We start from the raw sequence: 22,442 nt of genomic DNA, 5'->3' as shown, positions 1-22,442 counted from the left end.
AAAAAGCGCACCTCGCAAGGTGCGCTTTTTTAATGGTTGGGCTGCGAAAGCGCCAAATACGCGCTGGCTGGCTTATTCGCCGCCTTCGCCTTCACTTTCAGCGGGCGCTTCTTCCGGCTGCTGATCTGCCTGTGCCGAACGCACCGCGGCCTTGTCGCCGGCGCTGGCGAACTTGCTGTACTTGCCCAGGATGCCGACCAGCTGGCCATAGATGCGCGGATTGCCGGCCAGGCACTCGCGCTGCTCCAGAAAGTCAGCCTCGCCGGTGAAGTTGCCCACCAGGCCGCCGGCCTCGGTCACCAGCAGCGAGCCAGCGGCCACGTCCCAGGGGCTCAGGCCGGTCTCGAAGAAGCCATCGGAAAAACCCGCGGCCACATAGGCCAGGTCGAGCGCCGCCGCGCCGGGGCGGCGCAGGCCGCTGGCGCGCTGCATCACATCGCCCAGCATGGCCATGTAGTGCTGCAGGTTGTCGCCCGGGCGGTAGGGGAAGCCGGTGGAGATCAGGCTGTCGCGCAGCATGGTGCGCTTGGACACGCGGATGCGGCGCTCGTTGAGGAAAGCGCCGCGGCCGCGCGTGGCGGTGAACAGATCGTTGCGCGTGGGATCGTAGACCACCGCCTGCTCGATGCGGCCGCGCACGGAAAGCGCAATGCTCACGCAATAGACCGGAAAGCCGTGGATGAAGTTGGTGGTGCCGTCCAGCGGATCGATGATCCACACGTATTCGGAATTGCGGTTGCCGTATTCGTTGCCGGTTTCTTCGGCCAGGATGCCGTGGTCGGGATAGGCGGTGAGCAGGGTGTCGATGATGGCCTGCTCCGAGGCGCGGTCCACCTCGGTCACGAAGTCGTTCACCTGCTTTTGCGACACGCGCACGGCCTCGATATCGAGCGCGGCGCGGTTGATGATGGCGCCGGCAGCGCGTGCGGCCTTGATGGCCATGTTGAGCATGGGGTGCAGGGAGGAGGACGACATGGGTTGTAAGGCGCGGCGCAGCCGCCGCGCTGGATGAAGATCGGTTTGGCCATGCCCGGCGATGCGGGCGGCGACAATAGGGGGGTGATTGTACCTAGCTCGGCATTCCTTTGCTTGCCCTTTAGTTTATGAAGACCCGTTTTGTCCTGATCGAAACCAGCCATGCCGGCAATGTGGGCGCGGCCGCCCGCGCCATCAAGACCATGGGGTTCGACGACCTGGTGCTGGTGCGCCCGCGCTGGGCCAACGTGCTGCGCAAGGCCGAGACCATCCAGCGGGCCAGCGGCGCGCTCGACGTGCTGGACAACGCCCGCATCGTGGCCACGGTGCCAGAGGCGCTGGATGGCATGACCCACCTGTGCGCCACCGCGATGACGCCGCGCGACTTCGGCCCGCCCGCCCGCTCGCCGCGCGAGCATTTCGAGATGCTATTGAAAGGAGAGCTGTCAGCGCATTCTGCATATGGACTGGAGCTCGAAAATTCCAAAAACCATGCCGCGCCGCCCGTGCCGCAGGAATCGGGCATCGCCTTTCTGTTCGGCTGCGAGCGCTACGGCATGGCCAACGAAGACGTCTACCGCTGCGACGTGGCGCTGTCGATACCCACCAATCCGCAGTTCGGCTCGCTGAACCTGGCCTCGGCCGTGCAGGTGGTGGCCTACGACTGGCGCCAGGCGCTGGGCGGCTATGGGGTGGAAGACGCGGTGCGCCAGCGCGAGCGCGCCGACGCCGCGCAGCTGGCCGGCATGCTGGGCCACTGGGAGCAGGCGCTGGCGGCGGTGGGTTTTCTCGACCCGGCCGCACCCAAGAAGCTCATGCCGCGGCTGAACCAGATGTTCAACCGCGCGCAGCTCACGCAAGAGGAAATCCACATACTGCGCGGTGTTGCCAAGGCCATGCTGCAGACGGCCGCGGCGGCAAACCGCTAGACTGTGCGCCCACACAACTAGAACGGAAACTGCAGCCCCATGCTTGACCGCCTGCGCTCTGACATTCAGTGCATCCTGGACCGCGACCCCGCGGCCCGCAGCCGCTGGGAGGTCATCACCTGTTATCCCGGGCTGCATGCGATCTGGCTGCAGCGGCCCGCCCACTGGTGCTGGAACCATGGCTTCAAGTGGCTGGGGCGCTTTGTCTCGCACCTGGGGCGCTGGCTCACCGGCATAGAGATCCACCCCGGCGCCAAGATCGGCCGCAACGTCTTCATCGACCACGGCATGGGCGTGGTGATCGGCGAAACCGCCGAGGTCGGCGACGGCTGCACCATCTACCACGGCGTGACCCTGGGCGGCACCTCGCTGTACAAGGGCGCCAAGCGCCATCCCACGCTGGGGCGCGACGTGGTCGTGGCCGCGGGCGCCAAGGTGCTGGGCGGCTTCGTGGTGGGCGATGGCGCCAAGATCGGCAGCAATGCGGTGGTCATCAAGCCGGTGCCCGCCGGCGCCACCGCGGTGGGCATACCGGCGCGCATCATCCCGTCCAAGGCTGGGCACAGCGCCGATGTGACCGAAACCGGCCCGGGCGAGAGGAAGTTCACCGCCTACGGCGTCACCCAGGAGGACGACCCGCTGTCCAAGGCCATGCATGGCCTGATCGACAACGCCGCCGGCCACGAGCGCCAGATCGCGCTGCTGTGGGAGGCGATAGAGAAGCTGTCGGTGCAGGGCAAGGTGGGCGACTGCGTGCCTTGCGATGCGGCGCGCGAGGAACAGTTCGAGGCCGCCAGGCTGAACGATCTGGTGGGCAAATAGAGCGGCGGCGCCAGAACTGCCCTATACTTGCCAACGCTCCGGGGTGTGCTTATGCGCTGAGATGTGAGCGGCCTGGCGATGGAAATCGCCGTGGCCCCACGAACCCGACGAACTTGATCCGGATCATACCGGCGGAAGAAGAGCGGAACTTGATGCAGGAAACCCTGCGGTGAATGCAAGGCCCCAGGCAAGAGGGCGCGCAAACAGCACCGGCCAGGGCATCTCCTGCCACCACGGGCCGGCTCGCGCACCGTGGTGCGCGTACCTCATCGTGATGGCTGGTGATGGCAAAGTGGGCAGGCCCTGGTCTCCAGGCCTCTGACCAGCATCAGGCCCAGCCAGGCTTCTCGGAGCAACCACCTGTTGTGTGTTGACCTTCCAAGGAGCCATTCATGAACGCCCCCGAATCCATCTTCATCCCGGCCGCCGGCCATGCGCCCGACGCTCAGCGCTTCGCCGAGCTGCTGGCCCAGTCGCGCCAGCCTTTCCCGGCCTCGCAAAAGAGCTACCTCGCTGGCAGCCTGCACCCCGAGCTGCGCGTGCCGGTGCGCGACATCCAGCTTACCAACGGCGAGCAGGTCAGCGTCTACGACACCTCGGGGCCGTACACCGATCCGGCGGCGGCCATCGACGTGCGCAGTGGCCTGCCCAGCGTGCGCGGCGGCTGGATTGAGGCGCGCGGCGACAGCGAATACTACGCCGGCCGCCTGCGCGTGGCGCTGGACGATGGCGGCAAGCGCGGCGAGCAAGATACCCGCCTGGCCCAGCTGCGTGCCGAGGCCGCATCGCTGCAGCGCCAGCCGCGCCGCGCAAAGAGCGGTGGCAACGTCACCCAGATGTACTACGCGCGCAAGGGCATCATCACGCCCGAGATGGAATACGTGGCCCTGCGCGAGAACGGCCGCCGCGAATGGATGGCCGAGTACCAGCAGGACGCCGCGCGCGAGCTGCGCCTGGCCGGCAACAGCCTGGGCGCCGCCATCCCGAAGATCATCACCCCCGAGTTCGTGCGCGACGAAGTGGCGCGCGGCCGCGCCATCATCCCGGCCAACATCAACCACCCCGAGATCGAGCCCATGGCCATCGGGCGCAATTTCAAGGTCAAGATCAACGCCAACATCGGCAACTCGGCCGTCACCTCCAGCATCGAGGAAGAGGTCGAGAAACTGGTCTGGGCCATCCGCTGGGGCGCGGACAACGTCATGGACCTGTCCACCGGCAAGAACATCCACACCACGCGCGACTGGATCATCCGCAACTCGCCCGTGCCCATCGGCACCGTGCCCATCTACCAGGCGCTGGAAAAAGTGGGCGGCATCGCGGAGGACCTGAGCTGGGAGATCTTCCGCGACACGCTGGTCGAGCAGGCCGAGCAGGGCGTGGACTACTTTACCATCCATGCCGGCGTGCGCCTGGCCTACATCCACCTCACGGCCCAGCGCCGCACGGGCATCGTCTCGCGCGGCGGCTCCATCATGGCCAAGTGGTGCATGGCCCACCACCGCGAAAGCTTCCTGTACGAGCATTTCGAGGACATCTGCGACATCATGAAGCAGTACGACGTCAGCTTCTCGCTGGGCGACGGCCTGCGCCCCGGCTGCGCCTCGGATGCCAATGACGAAGCCCAGTTCGCCGAGCTCAAGACCCTGGGCGAGCTGACCCAGATCGCCTGGAAGCACGACGTGCAGACCATGATCGAAGGCCCCGGCCACGTGCCCATGCACATGATCCAGGCCAACATGACCGAGCAGCTCAAGCACTGCCACGAGGCGCCGTTCTACACCCTGGGCCCGCTGACCATCGACATCGCCCCCGGCTACGACCACATCGCCAGCGCCATCGGCGCGGCCATGATCGGCTGGTTCGGCACCGCCATGCTGTGCTATGTGACGCCCAAGGAACACCTGGGCCTGCCCGACCGCGACGACGTCAAGCAGGGCATCATCGCGTACAAGATCGCGGCCCACGCCGCCGACGTGGCCAAGGGCCACCCGGGAGCCCGCGCGCGCGATGACGCGCTCAGCCAGGCCCGTTTCGACTTCCGCTGGGAGGACCAGTTTAACCTGGGCCTGGACCCCGACACCGCGCGCGAGTTCCACGATGAAACCCTGCCCAAGGACAGCGCCAAGGTGGCCCACTTCTGTAGCATGTGCGGGCCCAAGTTCTGCTCGATGAAGATCACCCAGGAAGTGCGCGACTTCGCCAAGTCGCAAGGCGTGGCGGCAGAGCAGGGCATAGCCGCCGGCATGCAGGCCAAGGCCCAGGAGTTCAACCGCGCGGGTGGGGAGTTCTATATTCCGATAGCCAGCGATACGACGGCGCGCTGAAAGACTGCCCGATTCAGGCAGGAAATGCCGACAAAGGCTGGTGTTTCTTCTATAGTCGATCCAGCCTTGGATTGATTCCCGGACACCGCAGGCGTTGATGCGCCTGCGGTGTTTCTGCCTGGGGCAAGTCCGAGATTTCGAGGAAATACAACAAAAAATCAGACCAGTCCTATGGGAGACTTCTTCGCGCATTCCACGCCAGACGCCTCGAAGGCAGATTGGCAAAGCTTGCCGGATCACCTGAAAGGTGTGGGCGCGCTAGCCCGGCAGTTCGCCGACGTCTTTGGCGCAGGCGCGCTGGCCGAGGTGCAGGGGTGGTTGCATGATCTGGGCAAATACACGCAGCCCTATCAGCTGCGCCTGCAAGGCAGCGCCCTGCGCGTGGATCATTCCACCTGGGGGGCGCGCATTGCAGCCAGACACTATCCCGGCATAGGACATCTGCTGGCTTACGGCATTGCGGGGCACCATGCGGGCCTGGCCAATGGGGATGGAGAGGGCGAGCGCACGGCATTGCGCCAGCGCCTGGATGCGGGTTTTGAATTGCCTGCGCTCGACTCAGCCTGGAAGGCGGACATCCCGTTGCCGGGGAGTCTTGCCATGCCGGACCTGAAGATCCACAGTCGCGAGCGCAAGAATTTCCAGTTGGCATTCGCCACGCGCATGCTGTTTTCCTGCCTGGTCGATGCAGACTTCCTGGATACCGAACACTTCTATGTGAAGACCGAAGGCCGTGCCGATCACCGACATGCTGGGGAGCCAGCGCCAAGCCTGGAGGCGCTGCGGTCCCAGCTGAACCCGTACCTGGCAGGCTTGCCAGCTGGTGGGGACGTCAATACCATCCGCGCAAGCATCCTGCGGCATGTGCGTGCGCAGGCGGAGCAGGCGCCGGGGCTGTTTTCCCTGACGGTGCCCACGGGCGGGGGCAAGACGCTGGCCTCGCTGGCCTTCGCGCTGGACCACGCGATACGCCATGGCCTGAGCCGCGTGATCTTCGTGATTCCGTTCACCAGCATCGTCGAGCAGAACGCCGCCGTATTTCGCAGGGCCCTGGGCCCGCTGGGCGACGCCGCCGTGCTGGAGCACCACAGCGCCTTCGTGCAGACCGAGCCGCCGCGCGACGACCCCGAAAAATACCAGGCGCAAAAGAAGCTGCAGCTGGCCATGGAGAACTGGGATGCGCCCATCGTCGTCACCACGGCCGTGCAGTTCTTCGAAAGCCTGTTTGCCGCCCGGCCCTCGCAATGCCGCAAGCTGCACCGCATCGCGGGCAGCGTGGTGGTGCTGGACGAGGCCCAGACCATGCCCCTCAAGCTGCTGCGGCCCTGCGTGGCGGCCATCGACGAACTGGCGCGCAATTACCGCACGAGCGTGGTGCTGTGTACAGCGACGCAGCCGGCGCTGGCGGCGCCTGCGTTCGAGGGTGGACTGCCGCCCCTTCACGAACTGGCTCCGGAGCCGGCCTTGCTGTTCAAGCAACTGGAGCGAGTGCGTGTGCGGCATCTGGGAATCCAGGACGATGCAGCGCTGGCCGAACACATGCGCTCGCGCGAGCAGGTGCTGTGCATCGTCAACAACCGCCGCCACGCGCGTGCCGTCTACCAGGCCATGGCCGATCTGCCTGGGGCACGGCACCTGACGACACTGATGTGCGCAAAGCACCGCAGCGAGGTGCTGGCCGAGGTGCGGCAGATGCTCAAGGACGGCAAGCCCTGCCGGCTGGTGTCGACGAGCTTGATCGAGGCTGGTGTGGACGTGAATTTTCCCACCGTGCTGCGTGCCGAGGCGGGCCTGGACTCCATCGCCCAGGCCGCTGGCCGCTGCAACCGGGAGGGGCGGCGCGCAAGGGATGCCAGCGAGGTGCTGGTGTTTCTGCCGGGCAATCCGGATTGGGCGCCGCCGCCTGAATTGTTGCAGTACGCCCAGGCTGCGCGCGAGGTGCTCAGGCAGGAGGAGGGCGCCGATCCGCTGTCACCCCAGGCCATGGAGCGCTATTTTTCGCGGCTGTACTGGCAAAAGGGATCGCAGGCCCTGGATGTGCCGGATCTGCTGGGACAGCTGACGGCAAGCCGCTTCGATAGCCTGCCGATGGAAACCCTGGCGGCGAAGTTCCGGCTCATCGACAGCGTGCAGATGCCGGTGATCGTGCCGTATGACGACAAGGCCAGGGACGCGCTGCGGGCGTTGGAGCATGCGCAAGGTAGCGTGGGCCTGGCGCGCAGCCTGCAGCCCTATCTGGTGCAGTTGCCGCGGCAGGGCTTTGATGCGCTGCGCAAGGCCGGGGCCATTACGCCTGTGAACCCGGATAAGTGGGGTGAGCAGTTCATGGTTCTGACTCATGGCGACCTGTACAACAAACGCTACGGCCTGACATGGGGTGACCCGACTTTCATGGAGGTGTCTAGTACGATCATTTGAGTGAGGTAGGTACAGTCTTTTTTTGTAGAAGATTTGATGTTATGCTTCGCTCCACCAACATGGCAGGAACGTGCAATGGATGATCACGGCAAGCAACAAAACGATTTCGCTCTGGAGCTCAAGCTGCGCATCCGGCGTCGCAGGGCCTTATTGCCATGGGTGGTGGTCGCTGGGTTGGCGCTAGTCAATTCGTCCAAATTTTGGGATGTGCTTGAAAAGCTTCTGCTTAGCGTGGGTTGAAACTACAAGAAAAGTCTGTCGGTTAGTCAGAGTAGGTGCCTCGAAGGTTCGCCTTCGGGGCATCCATTTGGGAGGATTTACCTATGGCTTTTGGTATTCGTCTGTTTGTGAAAGGCGAGCGCGCCTGCTTCACCAGGCCAGAAATGAAGGGGGAGCGTGTCAGCTACGACGTCATCACGCCTTCTGCCGCGCGCGGCATCCTGGAGGCCATCCACTGGAAGCCCGCAATACGCTGGAGCGTAGACCGCATCCATGTTCTGAAGCCGATCCGCTTCGAATCGATACGGCGCAACGAGGTCGGCGGCAAGATCTCTCCGGCCAGTGTGTCCAAGGCGATGAAGGCCGGCTCCACGGAAGGCTTGGTCACGCATGTGGACCAGGACCGCCAGCAGCGTGCGGCCACGGTGCTGCGCGACGTGGCCTATGTGATCGAGGCGCATTTCGAGCTCACGCCCAAGGCGGGCGCCGAGGACTCGGTGGGCAAGCACCTTGACATCTTCAACCGCCGCGCGCGCAAGGGGCAGTGCTTTCAGATGCCCTGCATGGGCGTGCGTGAGTTTCCGGCGGACTTCGGCCTGCTCGAAGACGGCGAGGCATTGCCCACGCCGCATGAAAGCCTGCTGGCAGAGCGGGACCTGGGCTGGATGCTCCATGACATCGACTTCACCCATGGCATGGCCCCGCGCTTTTTCCGCGCCAGCATGGCGGGCGGCGTGATCGAGGTGCCGCCCTGGCACAGCGAGGGGGTCAAGTCATGATTCTCCAGGCGCTTGCCGCCTATTACCAGCGGCTGCTGGAACGCCGTGAAGAGGGTCTGGCGCCCTTTGGCTACAGCCCCGAGAAGATCAGTTATGAGATTCTGCTGGCCGCCGATGGCAGCGTGGTGCAGGTCAACGACATCCGCGACACCAGCGGCAAGAAGCCGCTGCCGCGCGTGATGAACGTGCCCCAGCCGGAGATAAGGACGGTGGGCATCAAGTCCAATTTTCTCTGGGACAAGACCAGCTATGTGCTGGGCGTGAGTGGCACCAGCAAGCGCGCGGACAAGGAGCATGAAGCCTTCAAGGCCTTGCACCGCGAGCATCTGGCCGGTACGCAGGATGCGGGCCTCAAGGCCCTGCTGGCCTTTCTTGATGCCTGGACACCCGAGCGTTTCGAGGAGGCTGCGTCTCACTTCAAGCCGGACATGCTCGATGCCAACATGGTGTTCCGCATGGATGGCGAAAAGACCTGTCTCCACGAGCGCCCGGCTGCACAGGCCTTGCGCGCACGGCTGCTGGCCAGTGACGACAGTGAAGAAAGCGGCCAGGAATCGGTGGCGACCTGCCTGGTGAGCGGCGAAAGCCTGCCCGTGGCACGCCTGCATCCGGTCATCAAGGGCGTCAGTGGCGCGCAGAGTTCAGGCGCCTCCATCGTCTCCTTCAACCAGGAGTCCTTCACCTCCTACGGCAAAAGCCAGGGCGACAACGCCCCTGTCTCCGAGCAGGCCGCATTTGCCTACACCACCGTGCTCAACCACCTGCTGCGGCGCGGTGAGCACAACCGCCAGCGCCTGCAGATCGGCGATACCAGCATCGTCTTCTGGGCCGAGGCCGCCGATGGCGAGGAGGCCGAGCAGGCAGAGTCGCTGCTGGCCGACCTGCTCGATGACCGGCCCTCGGACGAGCAGGAGGCCGCGCGCATCCGCATCGAACTGGCGAAGGTGCAGAAAGGCCGGCCGCTCAGCGACATCGACCCCAGGCTCCAGGAAGACACACGCATGTACGTGCTGGGCCTGGCGCCCAATGCCTCGCGCATCTCCATCCGTTTCTGGGAGGTCGGCACGCTGGGCCTGTTTGCGCGCCGCCTGGCGGAGCATGCCGATGACTTCGCGCTGGAACCACAGCCCTGGAAGACGGCGCCCTCGGCCTACCGCGTGGTGCTGGCCACGGCGCCGCACCGGGAGGGCAGCGCGCCCAAGATGGACGACGCCATGAGCAATCTCGTGGGCGAGTTCATGCGCGCGGTGCTCACCGGCCGCCCCTATCCACGCAGCCTGCTGGCCAACGTGCTGATGCGCATGCGCAGCGACGGCCATCTGTCGGGGCTGCGGGTGGGCATCTGCAAAGGCATTCTGGCGCGCGAGCGCCGCCTGGGTATCAACAGTGACAAGGAGGAGATCCCCGTGAGTCTAGACAAGGAATCCACCAACCCGGCCTACCGGCTGGGCCGCCTGTTCGCCGTGCTGGAAAGCGCGCAGCGCCAGGCATTGGGCGGGCAGGTCAATGCGACCATCCGCGATCGCTATTACGGTGCGGCTTCGGCCACACCGGCATCGGTTTTCCCCATGCTGCTGCGCAATGCGCAAAACCATCTGGGGCGCCTGCGCAAGGACAGGCCGGGCGCCGCCGTGGGCCTGGAAAAGGACATCGGCGAGATTGTCGGAGGCCTGTCCGACAGCTTCCCGCGCAGCCTGCGCATCGAAGACCAGGGCCGTTTCGCCATCGGCTACTACCACCAGTCGCAAAGCCGCTTCAACAAGTCGGTCGTCAACGACGACAGCATCGATTCCACCGCAGACACCTCCGAGGAAGCCTCCGCATGACCGCCATCGCCCACCGCTACGAATTCGTCTACCTGTTCGACATCACCAATGGCAACCCCAATGGCGACCCCGATGCCGGCAACCTGCCGCGCCTGGACCCCGAGACCAATCGGGGCCTGGTCACCGATGTCTGCCTCAAGCGCAAGATCCGCAACTTCGTGAGCCTGGACAAGGAAGATGCGCCCGGCCATGCGATCTACATGCAGGAAAAGGCCATCCTGAACCAGCAGCACCGCAGGGCCTACGAGGCCATCGGCCTGAAGCCCGAGGACAAGAAGCTGCCCAAGGACGAAGCCAAGGCCCGCGAGATCACGGCCTGGATGTGCGCCAACTTCTTCGACATCCGGACCTTCGGCGCTGTCATGACCACCGGCATCAATGCCGGCCAGGTGCGCGGCCCCATACAGATGGCCTTCGCCACCTCCATCGACCCTGTGGTGCCACTGGAAATCTCCATCACGCGCATGGCCGTCACCACGGAAAAAGAGGCCGAAGCCCAGAGTGGCGACAACCGCACCATGGGCCGCAAGCACATCATTCCCTACGGCCTGTACCGCGCCCATGGCTTCATCTCGGCCAAGCTGGCCGAGCGCACCGGGTTTTCCAACGAGGACCTGGACCTGTTCTGGCGCGCGCTGATCAACATGTTCGAGCATGACCGCTCCGCCGCGCGCGGCGAGATGGCGGCACGCAAGCTCATCGTCTTTGAGCATGAAAGCGCCATGGGCAATGCGCCTGCGCATGTGCTGTTCGATGCCGTCAAGGTGCAGGCCGGCAATGCGGCTGCCGCACCGCGGTCCTACGCAGACTACCGGGTCAGCATCGATCAGGCTGTCATCCCCGCTGGCGTAACGGTGCGCGAGTTGATCTGATCTTTGCCCGGGCGCAAGTCTTGCACTTGCTGTTCGGGTAGTGGAGGAAAAACTGGAGTGAAGCCGTATGGATGACGATGCCATTGCCCTGTCTGCGCTGCAGCACTATTTGTATTGTCCGCGGCAATGCGCGCTCATCCATGTGGAGCAGTTGTGGGCCGAAAGCCGGCACACGGCCGAAGGCCGGCTGCTGCACGAGAAGGCCGACAAGCCCAAGGCCGAGCGGCGCAAGGGCGTGCGCACCGTCATGGCCATGCCGCTGGCTGCTCCCGAGTGGGGCATCACGGGCATAGCAGACGTGGTGGAGTTCCACCATACGGATCGGGGTGAGCGAGCCTTTCCCGTCGAATACAAGCGCGGCCGGCCAAAGGCGCATCGAGCCGATGAAGTGCAACTCTGCGCGCAGGCGCTGTGCCTGGAATCCATGCTGGGGCAGGAGATTCCAATGGGGGCGCTCTTCTATGGGCAGACCCGCCACAGAACCGATGTGCAGTTCGATGCGCAACTGCGCCGTTTGACCATCGACACCATTGCTGCCGTGCGTGCCATGCTGGCTGCGGGCATTACTCCCACTGCCGAATACAGCGCCCGGCGCTGCGATGCATGCTCGTTGCTGGACCTGTGCCAGCCCAGGCTGCTGGGGCGTGCACGCAGCGTTAACGATTGGCTGGCTGCGCAGTGGCACAAGGATTCGACCCCACTGGAAAACGGATCATGCGAAGACAACTGAATACCTTGTATGTGACGACCGAAGGTGCCTGGTTGCATAAGGACGGAGCCAACATCGTAATGAATGTGGAGCAAAAGGAGCGTGCGAGGCTGCCTGTGCACATGCTCGAAAGCCTGGTCTGCTTCGGGCGTGTGCTGGTGTCGCCACCTTTGCTTGGGTATTGTGCGGAGCAAGGCATCTGCACCAGCTTTTTCACGCCTAACGGGCGATTTCTGGCGCGTGTGGAAGGGCCTGTTTCTGGCAATGTGCTATTGCGTCGTCAGCAATACAGGTCCAGCGACGATCCGCAGCTTTGCGCGGCCATTGTGCGCAATATGTTGCTGGGCAAGTTGCATAACCAAAGAGCGGTGCTGGGCCGTGCATTGCGTGACCACGGCAGCAAGCTCCTGGCAGAGGACGAAACCGGGCTGACCCACGCCCACAAGCGCTTGGACCGGATTGCAAGCAAACTCATGCATGAAACGGACCTCAATTTGCTGCGTGGATATGAAGGCGAAGCAGCGCAAGCCTATTTTGGTGTATTTGACCACCTGATCCGCGTTGGCAGCCAGGCCATGCGCTTCAAAGGCCGTAGCCGGCGCCCGCCGCGTGATGCAGCCAATGCGCTGTTGTCGTTTCTCTATACCCTGGTCACGCATGACTGCCGCTCGGCGCTGGAGAGCGTAGGCCTTGATCCTGCCGTCGGTTTCCTGCACCGTGACCGACCCGGTCGACCAAGCCTGGCTCTGGACTTGCTCGAAGAGTTCCGCCCGCTGCTCGCCGATCGACTGGCACTTTCGCTGATCAATCGCAAACAAGTGAGCGAGCGTGATTTTCAGTATTTGGACAATGGGGCAGTGTTGCTCTCGGAAGCTTCGCGCAAGATCGTGCTGACGGCTTATCAGGAACGCAAACGTGAGGAGCTGCGCCATGCATTCCTTGAGGAAAAGGCAGCCATTGGGCTTTTCCCATTCATTCAGGCGCAGTTGCTGGCCCGACATCTACGTGGGGATCTGGATGCATATCCACCATTCCTATGGAAGTGAGGTCAGGCGATGATGGTACTGGTCAGCTACGATGTCAGCACCCAGGACAAGGCGGGTGCGCGCCGCCTGCGGCAGATCGCCAAGGCATGCCTGGACTTTGGGCAGCGTGTGCAGTTTTCCGTTTTTGAGATTGAGGTTGATCCTGCACAGTGGGTGACGCTGAAGGCCAGATTGACCCAAATCATCGATCCCACTCAGGATAGCCTGCGCTTTTACCATCTGGGTCGGCAGTGGCAGAGCAAGGTTGAGCACATTGGGGCCAAGCCAGTTCTCGACTTGAATGCTCCTCTGGTGTTTTGAACGGTTTGCGAACCTGAAGTGATTGCTCTGGCGCTATATGCTTCGCGGCACGATAGATGCTTGTTTTTCAATAATATTTTCTGAAGCCGAATAGTGCCGTCTCTTGCCGCCGCTGTCTGCTCGACGGTTCGCAAAAGGAGGAAGATTTCTCCTTGGATGGAAACGCGTTATAACGGCCCCGGTCGCGCCTTCACGGGCGCGTGGATTGAAACAACACGAAGGCCTTTTCTTTTTTCGGGTGGTTCTGTCGCGCCTTCACGGGCGCGTGGATTGAAACTGCTACTGCTGCCCTGCCCAGATGAACAGGGCATGGTCGCGCCTTCACGGGCGCGTGGATTGAAACTTCCCGGTGGCCACCGTCCAGATGTTGCCCTCACGGTCGCGCCTTCACGGGCGCGTGGATTGAAACATCGTGGGAGAACAGGTTGCGGCAGCGGTTGGCAAGGGTCGCGCCTTCACGGGCGCGTGGATTGAAACGTGGGCGGTATCACCGCGCGGAGGGCCTGAGCATGGGTCGCGCCTTCACGGGCGCGTGGATTGAAACAATGACTGCCATTACGCCTCCCCCATCGAGACATGGGTCGCGCCTTCACGGGCGCGTGGATTGAAACATCGAAACGACGGAGGACGACGAGAGCTTCGACGGTCGCGCCTTCACGGGCGCGTGGATTGAAACGAACACGAAGACGGCCGCTACGCAGTCAATCCCAGGTCGCGCCTTCACGGGCGCGTGGATTGAAACGGTATCGGCATTGATGCTGTGCGCCGGCAGTATCCCGGTCGCGCCTTCACGGGCGCGTGGATTGAAACAGAACGCATGGGAACGGTGGCAGGCCCGCGCCAGGTCGCGCCTTCACGGGCGCGTGGATTGAAACGGCAGATCAGATGCGCGAGTTCGCAGACGCTACGGGTCGCGCCTTCACGGGCGCGTGGATTGAAACGTTACAGCGAAGCTGCGCACTTCGCCCATCGCCGGTCGCGCCTTCACGGGCGCGTGGATTGAAACACGCCTTTGCGCATCGTTCCGTGGCCCACTGTCACGGTCGCGCCTTCACGGGCGCGTGGATTGAAACATGCAACAGCTCGCCCTGGCCGGAGGCGGGGACGTGCGCGGTCGCGCCTTCACGGGCGCGTGGATTGAAACGCATCCTCTAGCGCGTAGACCTGCTCCAGGATGGGGTCGCGCCTTCACGGGCGCGTGGATTGAAACGACGGCACCAAGGTAGCACCTGGGATCAGCGTGGGTCGCGCCTTCACGGGCGCGTGGATTGAAACCAAATTGAGCATAACGGGTACCAATAAATGGCTAGGTCGCGCCTTCACGGGCGCGTGGATTGAAACCGAGAGTATCAAGTCAAAGAGCCGGATGTGCAGGAGGTCGCACCTTCACGGGCGCGTGGATTGAAACCCGATGAATGCGATTTGCATGTGCTTGTCTGCTGTGGTCGCGCCTTCACGGGCCCGTGGATTGAAACACCGACGGGGTGCCGCAACCAATTGTCTTGACGGCGCGCGTGCCCATTGGTTGGTCAGTATGCTGCCATTCTCTTGGTCTTGCAGGCTCGATACTGCGCACTGGCAATACAACAACAACCCCAATCCAGAACGCCTATCGGCAGGGTCCGGTTTGATTTAGCATGGCTACCTGCCTGCCGCGCGACCCCGCGGCCAGTTGATGGCTGCCATGGGCGCCGCAACGGATGCCGCCTGCGGCAGGCGAACATGCCGGGAGACAGCCTTGCCGTTCAATGCCATTGCTTCCATTGCCCGCATGAGGCTGCCTGCGGCGGCCCGCCATTGGGGCTGCGCCGCGCTGTTCGCCATGGCGCTGGCGGCCTGGGGCGGGGCGCTGGCGGCGCCCGCGGTGTTTTCTTCAAGCACCACGCCGGTGACGCTGGATGGCGTGCCGCTGGGCAGCCAGACCACGGGCAGCGGGCTGCGCAATACCGTGGTGCGCGGCGGCGACGGGCTCTACCACCTGTGGCTGGTCAAGAATGGCACCGATTCGGTCATTAGCCGCATGGTGCATGCGACTTCGCCGAATGGCATCGCTTTCACCACGCAGGGCGTGCTGCAGCCGCCCGCCAACTATTGGGCCATCGCCTGCGGCTCCCAGCCCATGGCTGCGGCAGAGCCTGTCGCGACATTCGTACGGGTGTCGCAGGTGTCGGGCGAGTGGTTCATGGCGGTATGGCATCAGAATCAGAGCGGGCAGAACTGGTTCAGCTACAACACCAGCGTCTGGCGCATAGGCGCCGATCCCAATGCGCTGGCGGTGGTGCCGCTCGGGCCGCTGCCGAGCACCCTGTGCGGCACCAGCGCTGCGCCGGGCCGTTTTCACATTGGTGTCTTCGGCATGGACGATGGCCCGTTCATCTACCTGCGGCATACGCCGCAGGCCGGGGCGCTGCCCGGCTCGCTGGGCGGCAACCTGGGGCGCTACGGCATCAACCTCGCAGCGTCGCCGCTCACCACCACGCCGCGCCCTGCGGCCGATGCCGGCAATCCCAAGCAGACGCTGGAGGCGGATCTCTTCGCCGGCACCGGGTTTGCCGAAACCACGCCGCTGCCGTCCGGCGCCACGCGTGCCCTGGTCTTCAACGCAGGCCGCAGCTTGCGCAGCGGCAGCGTGCTGGGCACGTACTACAACTTTGCAGACTACAACACCACGGCGGCCCTGGAGAAGGACTTGTGGTATGTCGAATCCGCCGATGGCGGCGCAAGCTGGACGGCGCCGGCGCGCATCTACGGCGCGCAGGGCAGCGCCGTGCTGGTGGGGGGGCTGCCCAACAACGGGAATTTCAGCGCACCAGAAGTCACGTCGGATGGCCGCAGCTATTTCTTAACGCGCGACGCCTGCAACAACAGCGTGATGGTCACACCGGCAGATGCCGCGAACGACCCTCGGCTGGGTATTTCCATGCAGTTCAGCCCCAGCAATATCACCGCTGGACAGACGGCGCAGTTGACGATCAGCGTGCAGGCACCGGCGGGCTGCACGCCTGCGCCCGCAACGCCGGTGGTCTCTGACCTGGCCTACACCCATTCGCTGCCGGCGAACTTGCAGCTGACCGGCACGGTCATCAGCAACAGCTGCGCGGGCTCGGTGGCGGCTGCAGCCGGCGGGCAGCTGAACCTGTCTGGGGTTGCGCTGGCGGCAGGGCAGAGCTGCAGCACGGTGCTGGAGGTGCGCGCCACCGCCGCCGGCGTGTACAGCGACCGGATCGCCGCCGCGGATGTGAGCGATGCGCAGAATCTTGCGCCGGCGCAGGATGCCCAGGCCACGCTGACGGTGTCGGCCGCGCCGGTGGATGGCGGCAAGCCCGCCCCGGTTCCTCTGGCCGGCTGGGCAGCGCTGGCCGTGCTGGCGGGCATGCTGGGCGCGCTGGGTGCTTGGGGGGCCGGCCTGGGCCGCAGGCGCGGCTAGCTTGGCGGGTGGTGGCTTGGCCTGCCGCCCAGGCGTCAGGCGGGTGGGCGGCTTTGCCCTACACTGCGGCGCAGCCAGATTCTGTGTCCGATACCGTGGAGTACTGCCAGCCATGAATGTTTCCGAAGCCATGCGCGCGCGCCGTTCGGTGCGCGCTTTTCTTCCCCGTGTGCCCAGCCAGGAGCAGGTGCGCAGCCTGATGGCCGAGGCGGCGCAGGCGGCGGCGTCTGGCGGCAATGTGCAGCCGTGGCGCGTGGTGGCGCTGGCGGGCGAGCCGCTCAAGGAGTTCATCGAGGCGGTGGCGCAGTCGACGCCGGGCGACGATCTGCCGGCCAGCGCATCCTATCCGCCCAGCCTGTGGGATCCGTACCGCAGCCGCCGCTACAAGAATGGCGAGGATCTGTACCGCACCATCGACATCCCGCGCGACAACCGGGCCGCACGCCTGGAGCAGGTGGCGAAGAACGGCCGCTTTTTCGGCGCGCCGGTGGGGCTGATCGTGCTGGTGGACGAGCGCATGGTGCATCCGCAGTGGGTGGATCTGGGCATCTACCTGCAGTCGTTCATGCTGCTGGCCACCGAGCGCGGCATGGCCACCTGCGCGCAGGGCTACTGGCGCCGCTTTGGCGATGCGGTGGAGCGGGTGCTGAAGGTGCCCGAGCCGTACCGCGTGGCCTTTGGCATTGCGCTGGGCTACGAGGATGCCGAGGCGCCGATCAATGCGCTGCGCTCCGACCGCGCACCCTGGGACGAGTGGGCCCAGATGCGCGGGTTTTGATTCCAAGGGAACCAGCAAAAGGCAGGGTCGCGGCGCTGCGGGCCGCCGCAGCAGGCGCTGGCGGCGTTAAACTTGAACAAGTTTCATTCAGCCATTCGATATCCGCCCATAGCCAGGCCCGCCTGTTCCTCGTTGTTCATCGAGGCATGGGGCTGCGCCACTTCGGATCGGCGGCGTATCTGTGTGCATCGTGGCCATCTTCCTGACTTTCTCCGCTGGCGAATTCACCGCCCTGGCATGTCCACGGGTGTGGATCACGTGTGCGTTGGGCTCAGGGGCCAGGCCATGAAGCGCGACCCGCTTGCCGCCGCCCAACAGCCCGAGGAAGGGCCGCTGGCCTCGCTGTACGAACGCTGGCGCACCCCCGTCATGCGCATGCTGCGCCGCCATTTCGCAAGCAGCGCCAGCGTCGAGGACGGGATGCAGGAGGTGTTCGTGCGCGTTGCCGCCACGCGCAGGGTGCTGGCGCCAGAGGAGGAGCAACCCTATCTGCGGCAGACGGTGCGCAGCGTGGTGGCGCGTGACTGGCACAAAGGCCCGCAGGCGCACGGGCTCCGGAACCTCTCTTACGACGAATGCCAGGAGGAACTGCTTGCCGTCGCGGCACAGGGCGACGGCGACACCGAGCACCAGGCCGAGCACCGCCAGCGCCTGATGCGGTTGCAGGCGGCGATTCAGGAGCTGCCGGCCCGGCAGCGCGAAGCCTTTGTGCTTCACCGCATCGAAGGCCATACCATCGAGGAGACCGCCGACCGCATGGGCATCGGCGCACGGATGGTCGTGAAGCACCTGGGCCGGGCCGTCGGCTATTGCGAGACGCGCGTGCTGTTCGCCAGTGCCGAGCAGATGAGGCGCCTGCAGGCCCTGCAGGGCGCGCTGAGCGCCGAGGAAGACAACGACGATGAAAGCACCGCCCCACCGGTGCGGGGCGAAAGAACATGAGCGCAGAGCCAGGCCGATCCCTGTTGCAGAGACTTCCGCCCGAGCAGGTGCTGCGGCTGAACCACCGCGCGGGCGAGTGGTGTGTGCGCCGACAGCAGCCCGGCTGGTCGGGCGCCGACGAACGGGCGCTGGACGAATGGCTGGCGCAGGACCCGGCCCACCGCGAAGCGATGGATGGCGTCAGCCGCACCTGGCGGGAAGCGGAGCAGCTCAAGGCCATGTTTCCCGCCGCCTATGGCCAAGCCCGGGCAGCGGCAGCCCCCCAAGCGGCTCCCGGCACCGGGCGGCCTGCGGCGGTGCAAGGCAATGCCGCAGGCCGCGTCGTCGGCTGGTCGCGCAGGCCCGCCCTGGCGTCTGCCTTCGCGGTCGCGCTGCTCGTCGTGGCCGCTGCCGGTTATGGCTGGCACCGCTGGGACAACACCGCCCGCTATTCGGTGGACATCGCCACTGCCCCCGGCGAGCTGCGCGACATCGACCTGCCCGATGGCTCGCATGTGGCGCTGAATGCGAACAGCCGCCTGCAGGTGCGCTACTACCCGCGCCGGCGCGAGACCGTGCTCGACAAGGGCGAGGCATTCTTCAAGGTCGCCACGGATGCCGGCAAACCCTTCACCGTGGACAGCAGCACCAGCCAGGTGCGCGTTGTCGGCACGGCCTTCAATGTGCGGGCCGGGCCGCCAGAATTCGCGGTGCAGGTGCTGGAGGGCCGCGTCGAAGTGCGCTCCAGGATACGCTCCGGCGCGCCCATGCTCACCCTGGGGCCGGGCACGGGCGTTGCCATCGATCCCGCCAGCGGGCGGCACCGCGACCTGCTGGTGGTGCCCGAGTCCATCGCGCAATGGCGAACCGGCCAGATCTACTTCAAGCGCGCAGCGCTTCGGCAGGTGGCGGATGAACTGTCCCGCTACCTCGGCCAGCCCGTGGAGATCGAAGGCGCGGCGCTCCAGAATCTGCCGGTCTCGGGCCTGCTGGCGCTGAAGGAGCCGCAGCGCTTCCTGCTGGCCTTGCCCAGCGTGGCCAACGTGCGCGTGCAGCGGCGCGCCGAGGGCGGCTGGCTGATCAGTCAGCGTTGAGTTGCAAATTGTTTCATTTGATCGGGTTCCATGAATTGCCCCTTTCCTGCTTCTTCCTAGGTATGGGCGAGGAATTTTCGAGCCCTGGGCTGCCAGCCACGGAAAAGAGCGACCACTGCTTGCTGATTCCTAGCCAACGGCCGTAAGCAAGCGGCACTCCCGCGCAAGTAGGCTGTCTTTCGCGCCGCCCGCCCGATCTGGCGTGCGTGCGTTCCTGCCTTCCTGCCCTGGGCCTGCCGCTGTCATACGCGCAAGGAATTCAGGAGCTATAGGCCATGTACCCAGGTCGGTTGAGGGAGCGGTTCGAGAACAACAACGCGAAGCTGTGCGCACAACGTGCGCGGCTTGTCCACGCGCAAGGCGGCGGCCTTGCGCTGCGGCCCAGCCTGGTGGCGCTGCTGGTGTCGGCAGCGGTGGCCGTGATGGCCGCCAGCCCCGGCGATGCGCTGGCCCAGCCGGCAGCGGCATCGGAAACGCGCCAGTCCTTCAGCATCGCAGCACAGCCTCTGATCAATGCCCTCAAGGCATTTGGCCGCCAGACGCAGACGCAGGTGCTCTTTGACGATGCACTGGTCGGAGGCCGCCAGGCGGCGGCGGTCAGCGGCAATCTCACTGCGCGCCAAGCCTTGGCGCGGTTGCTGGCCGGCACGGGCTTGGTCGCTGTCAGCACGCAGCCTGGCACCTTCACCATCCGGGCCGCGCCGGTTGAGGCTTCGGCGGCGACGTCGCTGATGGCGGAGGTGACGGTGACCGCCCAGGCCGACCGCGAAACCGCAACCGGCCCGGTCCGCGGCCTTGTCGCCAAACGCAGCGCGACCGCCTCCAAGACGGATACACCACTCATCGAGACGCCGCAATCGATCTCAGTGATTCCCGCCGAGCAGATCGAGTTGCTCAAACCGCGCGATGTCTTTGAATCGTTGGGCTATACGGCTGGCGTCGCCCGCGCCGCCTGGGTGGACCGGGTGGCCGATCAATTCGTGGTACGCGGCTTCACCAGCACCCAGCCGTACCTGGATGGCATGCGCTACCAGGTGGGCATCTACGACGGCCAGATGGAGCCATATGGACTGGAGCGTATCGAGGTGCTCAAGGGCGCCGCCTCCACGCTGTATGGCGCCTTGCCTCCGGGCGGGCTGATCAATGCCGTGAGCAAGCAACCGACTACGGAGCCCCTGCGCGAGATTACAGCCGATCTTGGCAACTTCAAGCGCAAGCAAGTGGCGGCAGACTTTGGCGGGGCGCTGAACGAAGACAAAACCCTGTCGTACCGGCTGACCACTGTGCTGCGCAGAAGCGACGCACCGCAGGACTACACCAACGACGACCGCAACTACATCGCCGGCGCGCTGCGCTGGCGCCCCAATGCTGCCACCAGCCTGACCCTGCGTGCGGAATATCAGCGCGATGCCACCATCTACCCTGCAGGGTATCCGCTCTATGGCACGCTGCTACCTAGCCCTTACGGCGAGGTTCCCACCAGCCGCTTCATTGGCGAGCCTGGCTTTGACGCCTTCAAAGTCAACCGCAAGGTAGCCGGTTATTTGCTGGAGCACGATTTTAACGACAGCCTCAAACTGCGCCACGGCTTGCGCTACTACGAAGGCCAGATTGACCGGCGCGAAGCCCAGGCCCGCAATTACTACGGCTTTGCCCCCACCCAACGCACCTTTACGCGCCGTGGGCATGACCGACACCAGACGTCCAAGGGCGTGACCATGGATACGTCGCTGCAGTACAAATTCGAGACCGGTGCGGTCCAGCACACGGCACTCATGGGGCTAGACTACTCCACCACCAAATGGACCGATGAGTACTACTTCCATACCATGCCGGACCAGGACCTGTTCGCCCCGGTCTATGGAAGCGGCGTGGGTCCAAAGCAACGGCTTGATGATAGCTGGGGCCAGCGCAACATCAAGCAAACAGGCTTGTATGTTCAGGACCAGATGAAGCTCGGCGAGCGCTGGGTCTTGCTCGCCGGTGGCCGGCAGGACCATGTGCGCTATGACGACTACAACCCGCTGACGGGTGATGTGTCCGCCGACAACGAAAAATCCAGCCAGTTCAGCGGGCGCCTGGGTGCCGTGTACCTGGCCGATAACGGCTTGGCACCGTTCGTCGGCTTCAGCCAGTCGTTCCAACCACAGGCCGGTGTGAACCGCCTGGGTGGGCGCTTCAAGCCGACGCAAGGCGAGCAGTATGAGGCTGGTGTGCGCTACCAGCCAGCGGGCTCGGACACCCTGATCACTGCAGCGGTCTACCAGCTCACACAGCAAAACGTGACGGTCTCGGACCCGATCGACACCAACTTCAGCATCCAGCAGGGCGAGGTGCGCTCGCGCGGCTTTGAGCTGGAGGCGCGCACGCGGCTGGGCAAAAACGCCAACCTGATTGCCGCCTACGCCTACACCGATGCGCGCACTACCAAGAGCAGTCCACTAACGCCCGGCGAAGAGGGCAAGCGATCCGCGTACACGCCACTGCACCAGTTTTCGGTCTGGGCCGACTATGGCTTTGGTGCGTTCGACCTGCCTGGCCTGCGCATTGGCGCCGGCGCACGCTACACGGGAACCACGCGCGAACAGGGCTCCACGCAGTCGTTGCCAGCCTATGTGCTGCTGGACGCCATGGTCAGCTACAGCACCGGACCATGGAAACTGGCACTCAACATGAAGAACCTGGCCAACAAGCGCTACGTGAGCTCATGTTCGTACCACACCTGTTTCCTCGGCGAGCCGCGCACGGTCATCCTATCCGCCGCCTACCGGTGGTAACGAGTACGTAACGGCTAGTGCAGCGCGTCTTGCGCCTGCGCTATGAGCCGTCGTGTCGCGATGCATTGCACGCCGGCGGCCACACACGAGAGCAGACGACTGTTTGGGCTGATCGGCTTGAGGTGAGTAAGCGAAAGCGAGAGCCCCGCACATCATGCAAGACCGATCGGTTCATGCTCGCAGTCAAGTCATGGATATAGACATGCGGTGGGCGACAAGGCAA

General features: G+C 64.7%; 17 protein-coding genes, 1 CRISPR repeat array and 1 riboswitch. Of the genes, 16 read left to right on the top strand and 1 reads right to left on the bottom strand.

The genetic code is table 11. From position 1 onward, the window contains the following. Positions 1–72: 72 nt before the first annotated feature. Positions 73–975, bottom strand: coding sequence for an inositol monophosphatase family protein (locus ACODRX_RS01705; RefSeq protein WP_488869306.1), 903 nt, complete (start codon positions 973–975; stop codon positions 73–75). A gap of 128 nt (positions 976–1,103) precedes the next feature. Here ACODRX_RS01705 and ACODRX_RS01700 point away from each other — a divergent pair, with 128 nt between their 5' ends. The 16 genes from ACODRX_RS01700 (at position 1,104) to ACODRX_RS01625 (ending at position 22,219) form a co-directional block, all read left to right on the top strand. Further along, on the top strand, positions 1,104–1,904 hold the full coding sequence (locus tag ACODRX_RS01700; RefSeq protein WP_488869305.1) for an RNA methyltransferase: 801 nt from the start codon (positions 1,104–1,106) through the stop codon (positions 1,902–1,904). 39 nt (positions 1,905–1,943) lie between these two features. Next, positions 1,944–2,726, top strand: coding sequence for a serine O-acetyltransferase (gene cysE, locus ACODRX_RS01695; RefSeq protein ID WP_488869304.1), 783 nt, complete (start codon positions 1,944–1,946; stop codon positions 2,724–2,726). A gap of 29 nt (positions 2,727–2,755) precedes the next feature. Further along, a riboswitch (TPP riboswitch) is annotated at positions 2,756–2,883 on the top strand. Between the two features lie 235 nt (positions 2,884–3,118). Then, positions 3,119–5,053 carry a phosphomethylpyrimidine synthase ThiC gene (gene thiC / locus ACODRX_RS01690; protein ID WP_488869303.1) on the top strand — a complete coding sequence of 645 codons (1,935 nt, stop codon included), beginning with the start codon at positions 3,119–3,121 and terminating at the stop codon, positions 5,051–5,053. 171 nt (positions 5,054–5,224) lie between these two features. Beyond that, complete coding sequence (cas3, locus tag ACODRX_RS01685) at positions 5,225–7,471, top strand: CRISPR-associated helicase Cas3' (RefSeq protein WP_488869302.1); 2,247 nt, start codon at positions 5,225–5,227, stop codon at positions 7,469–7,471. Between the two features lie 75 nt (positions 7,472–7,546). Beyond that, positions 7,547–7,711 carry a hypothetical protein gene (locus ACODRX_RS01680; RefSeq protein WP_336694555.1) on the top strand — a complete coding sequence of 55 codons (165 nt, stop codon included), beginning with the start codon at positions 7,547–7,549 and terminating at the stop codon, positions 7,709–7,711. An 83-nt stretch (positions 7,712–7,794) separates the two neighbouring features. After that, positions 7,795–8,469: a type I-C CRISPR-associated protein Cas5c gene (cas5c, locus tag ACODRX_RS01675; protein WP_488869301.1), complete on the top strand. Its 675-nt coding sequence runs from the start codon at positions 7,795–7,797 to the stop codon at positions 8,467–8,469. Further along, positions 8,466–10,295 (top strand): type I-C CRISPR-associated protein Cas8c/Csd1, encoded by a 1,830-nt coding sequence (gene cas8c, locus ACODRX_RS01670; protein ID WP_488869300.1) that lies wholly within the window; start codon positions 8,466–8,468, stop codon positions 10,293–10,295. Before cas5c ends, cas8c begins: the two co-directional genes overlap by 4 nt. Next, entirely contained in the window at positions 10,292–11,167 is an 876-nt protein-coding gene (gene cas7c, locus ACODRX_RS01665) for a type I-C CRISPR-associated protein Cas7/Csd2 (RefSeq protein WP_488869299.1), read from the top strand. Before cas8c ends, cas7c begins: the two co-directional genes overlap by 4 nt. A gap of 67 nt (positions 11,168–11,234) precedes the next feature. Further along, a complete protein-coding gene (gene cas4 / locus ACODRX_RS01660; protein WP_488869298.1) occupies positions 11,235–11,897 on the top strand; it encodes a CRISPR-associated protein Cas4 in 663 nt (220 codons plus the stop codon). Beyond that, complete coding sequence (cas1c, locus tag ACODRX_RS01655) at positions 11,882–12,922, top strand: type I-C CRISPR-associated endonuclease Cas1c (protein ID WP_488869297.1); 1,041 nt, start codon at positions 11,882–11,884, stop codon at positions 12,920–12,922. Before cas4 ends, cas1c begins: the two co-directional genes overlap by 16 nt. Before the next feature lie 9 nt (positions 12,923–12,931). Next, positions 12,932–13,222, top strand: a complete 291-nt coding sequence (gene cas2 / locus ACODRX_RS01650; protein ID WP_488869296.1) for a CRISPR-associated endonuclease Cas2 — start codon at positions 12,932–12,934, stop codon at positions 13,220–13,222. A 180-nt stretch (positions 13,223–13,402) separates the two neighbouring features. Further along, positions 13,403–14,697: direct repeats of the CRISPR family, unit length 32 nt; unit sequence GGTCGCGCCTTCACGGGCGCGTGGATTGAAAC. Between the two features lie 296 nt (positions 14,698–14,993). Continuing rightward, entirely contained in the window at positions 14,994–16,649 is a 1,656-nt protein-coding gene (locus ACODRX_RS01645; RefSeq protein ID WP_488869295.1) for a DUF7933 domain-containing protein, read from the top strand. A gap of 112 nt (positions 16,650–16,761) precedes the next feature. Further along, positions 16,762–17,427, top strand: a complete 666-nt coding sequence (locus tag ACODRX_RS01640; RefSeq protein WP_488869294.1) for a nitroreductase — start codon at positions 16,762–16,764, stop codon at positions 17,425–17,427. Between the two features lie 285 nt (positions 17,428–17,712). Continuing rightward, positions 17,713–18,369, top strand: coding sequence for an RNA polymerase sigma factor (locus tag ACODRX_RS01635; protein WP_488869293.1), 657 nt, complete (start codon positions 17,713–17,715; stop codon positions 18,367–18,369). Positions 18,370–18,392: 23 nt separating this feature from the next. Next, entirely contained in the window at positions 18,393–19,442 is a 1,050-nt protein-coding gene (locus ACODRX_RS01630; protein WP_488869292.1) for a FecR family protein, read from the top strand. Between the two features lie 275 nt (positions 19,443–19,717). After that, on the top strand, positions 19,718–22,219 hold the full coding sequence (locus tag ACODRX_RS01625) for a TonB-dependent siderophore receptor (protein WP_488869291.1): 2,502 nt from the start codon (positions 19,718–19,720) through the stop codon (positions 22,217–22,219). Positions 22,220–22,442: the final 223 nt, after the last annotated feature.

The sequence above is a fragment of the Comamonas sp. FG99 genome (genome assembly GCF_057808605.1).
Note: the sequence above shows the minus strand (reverse complement) of the source record. Positions and strands in the feature narration are given on the sequence as shown.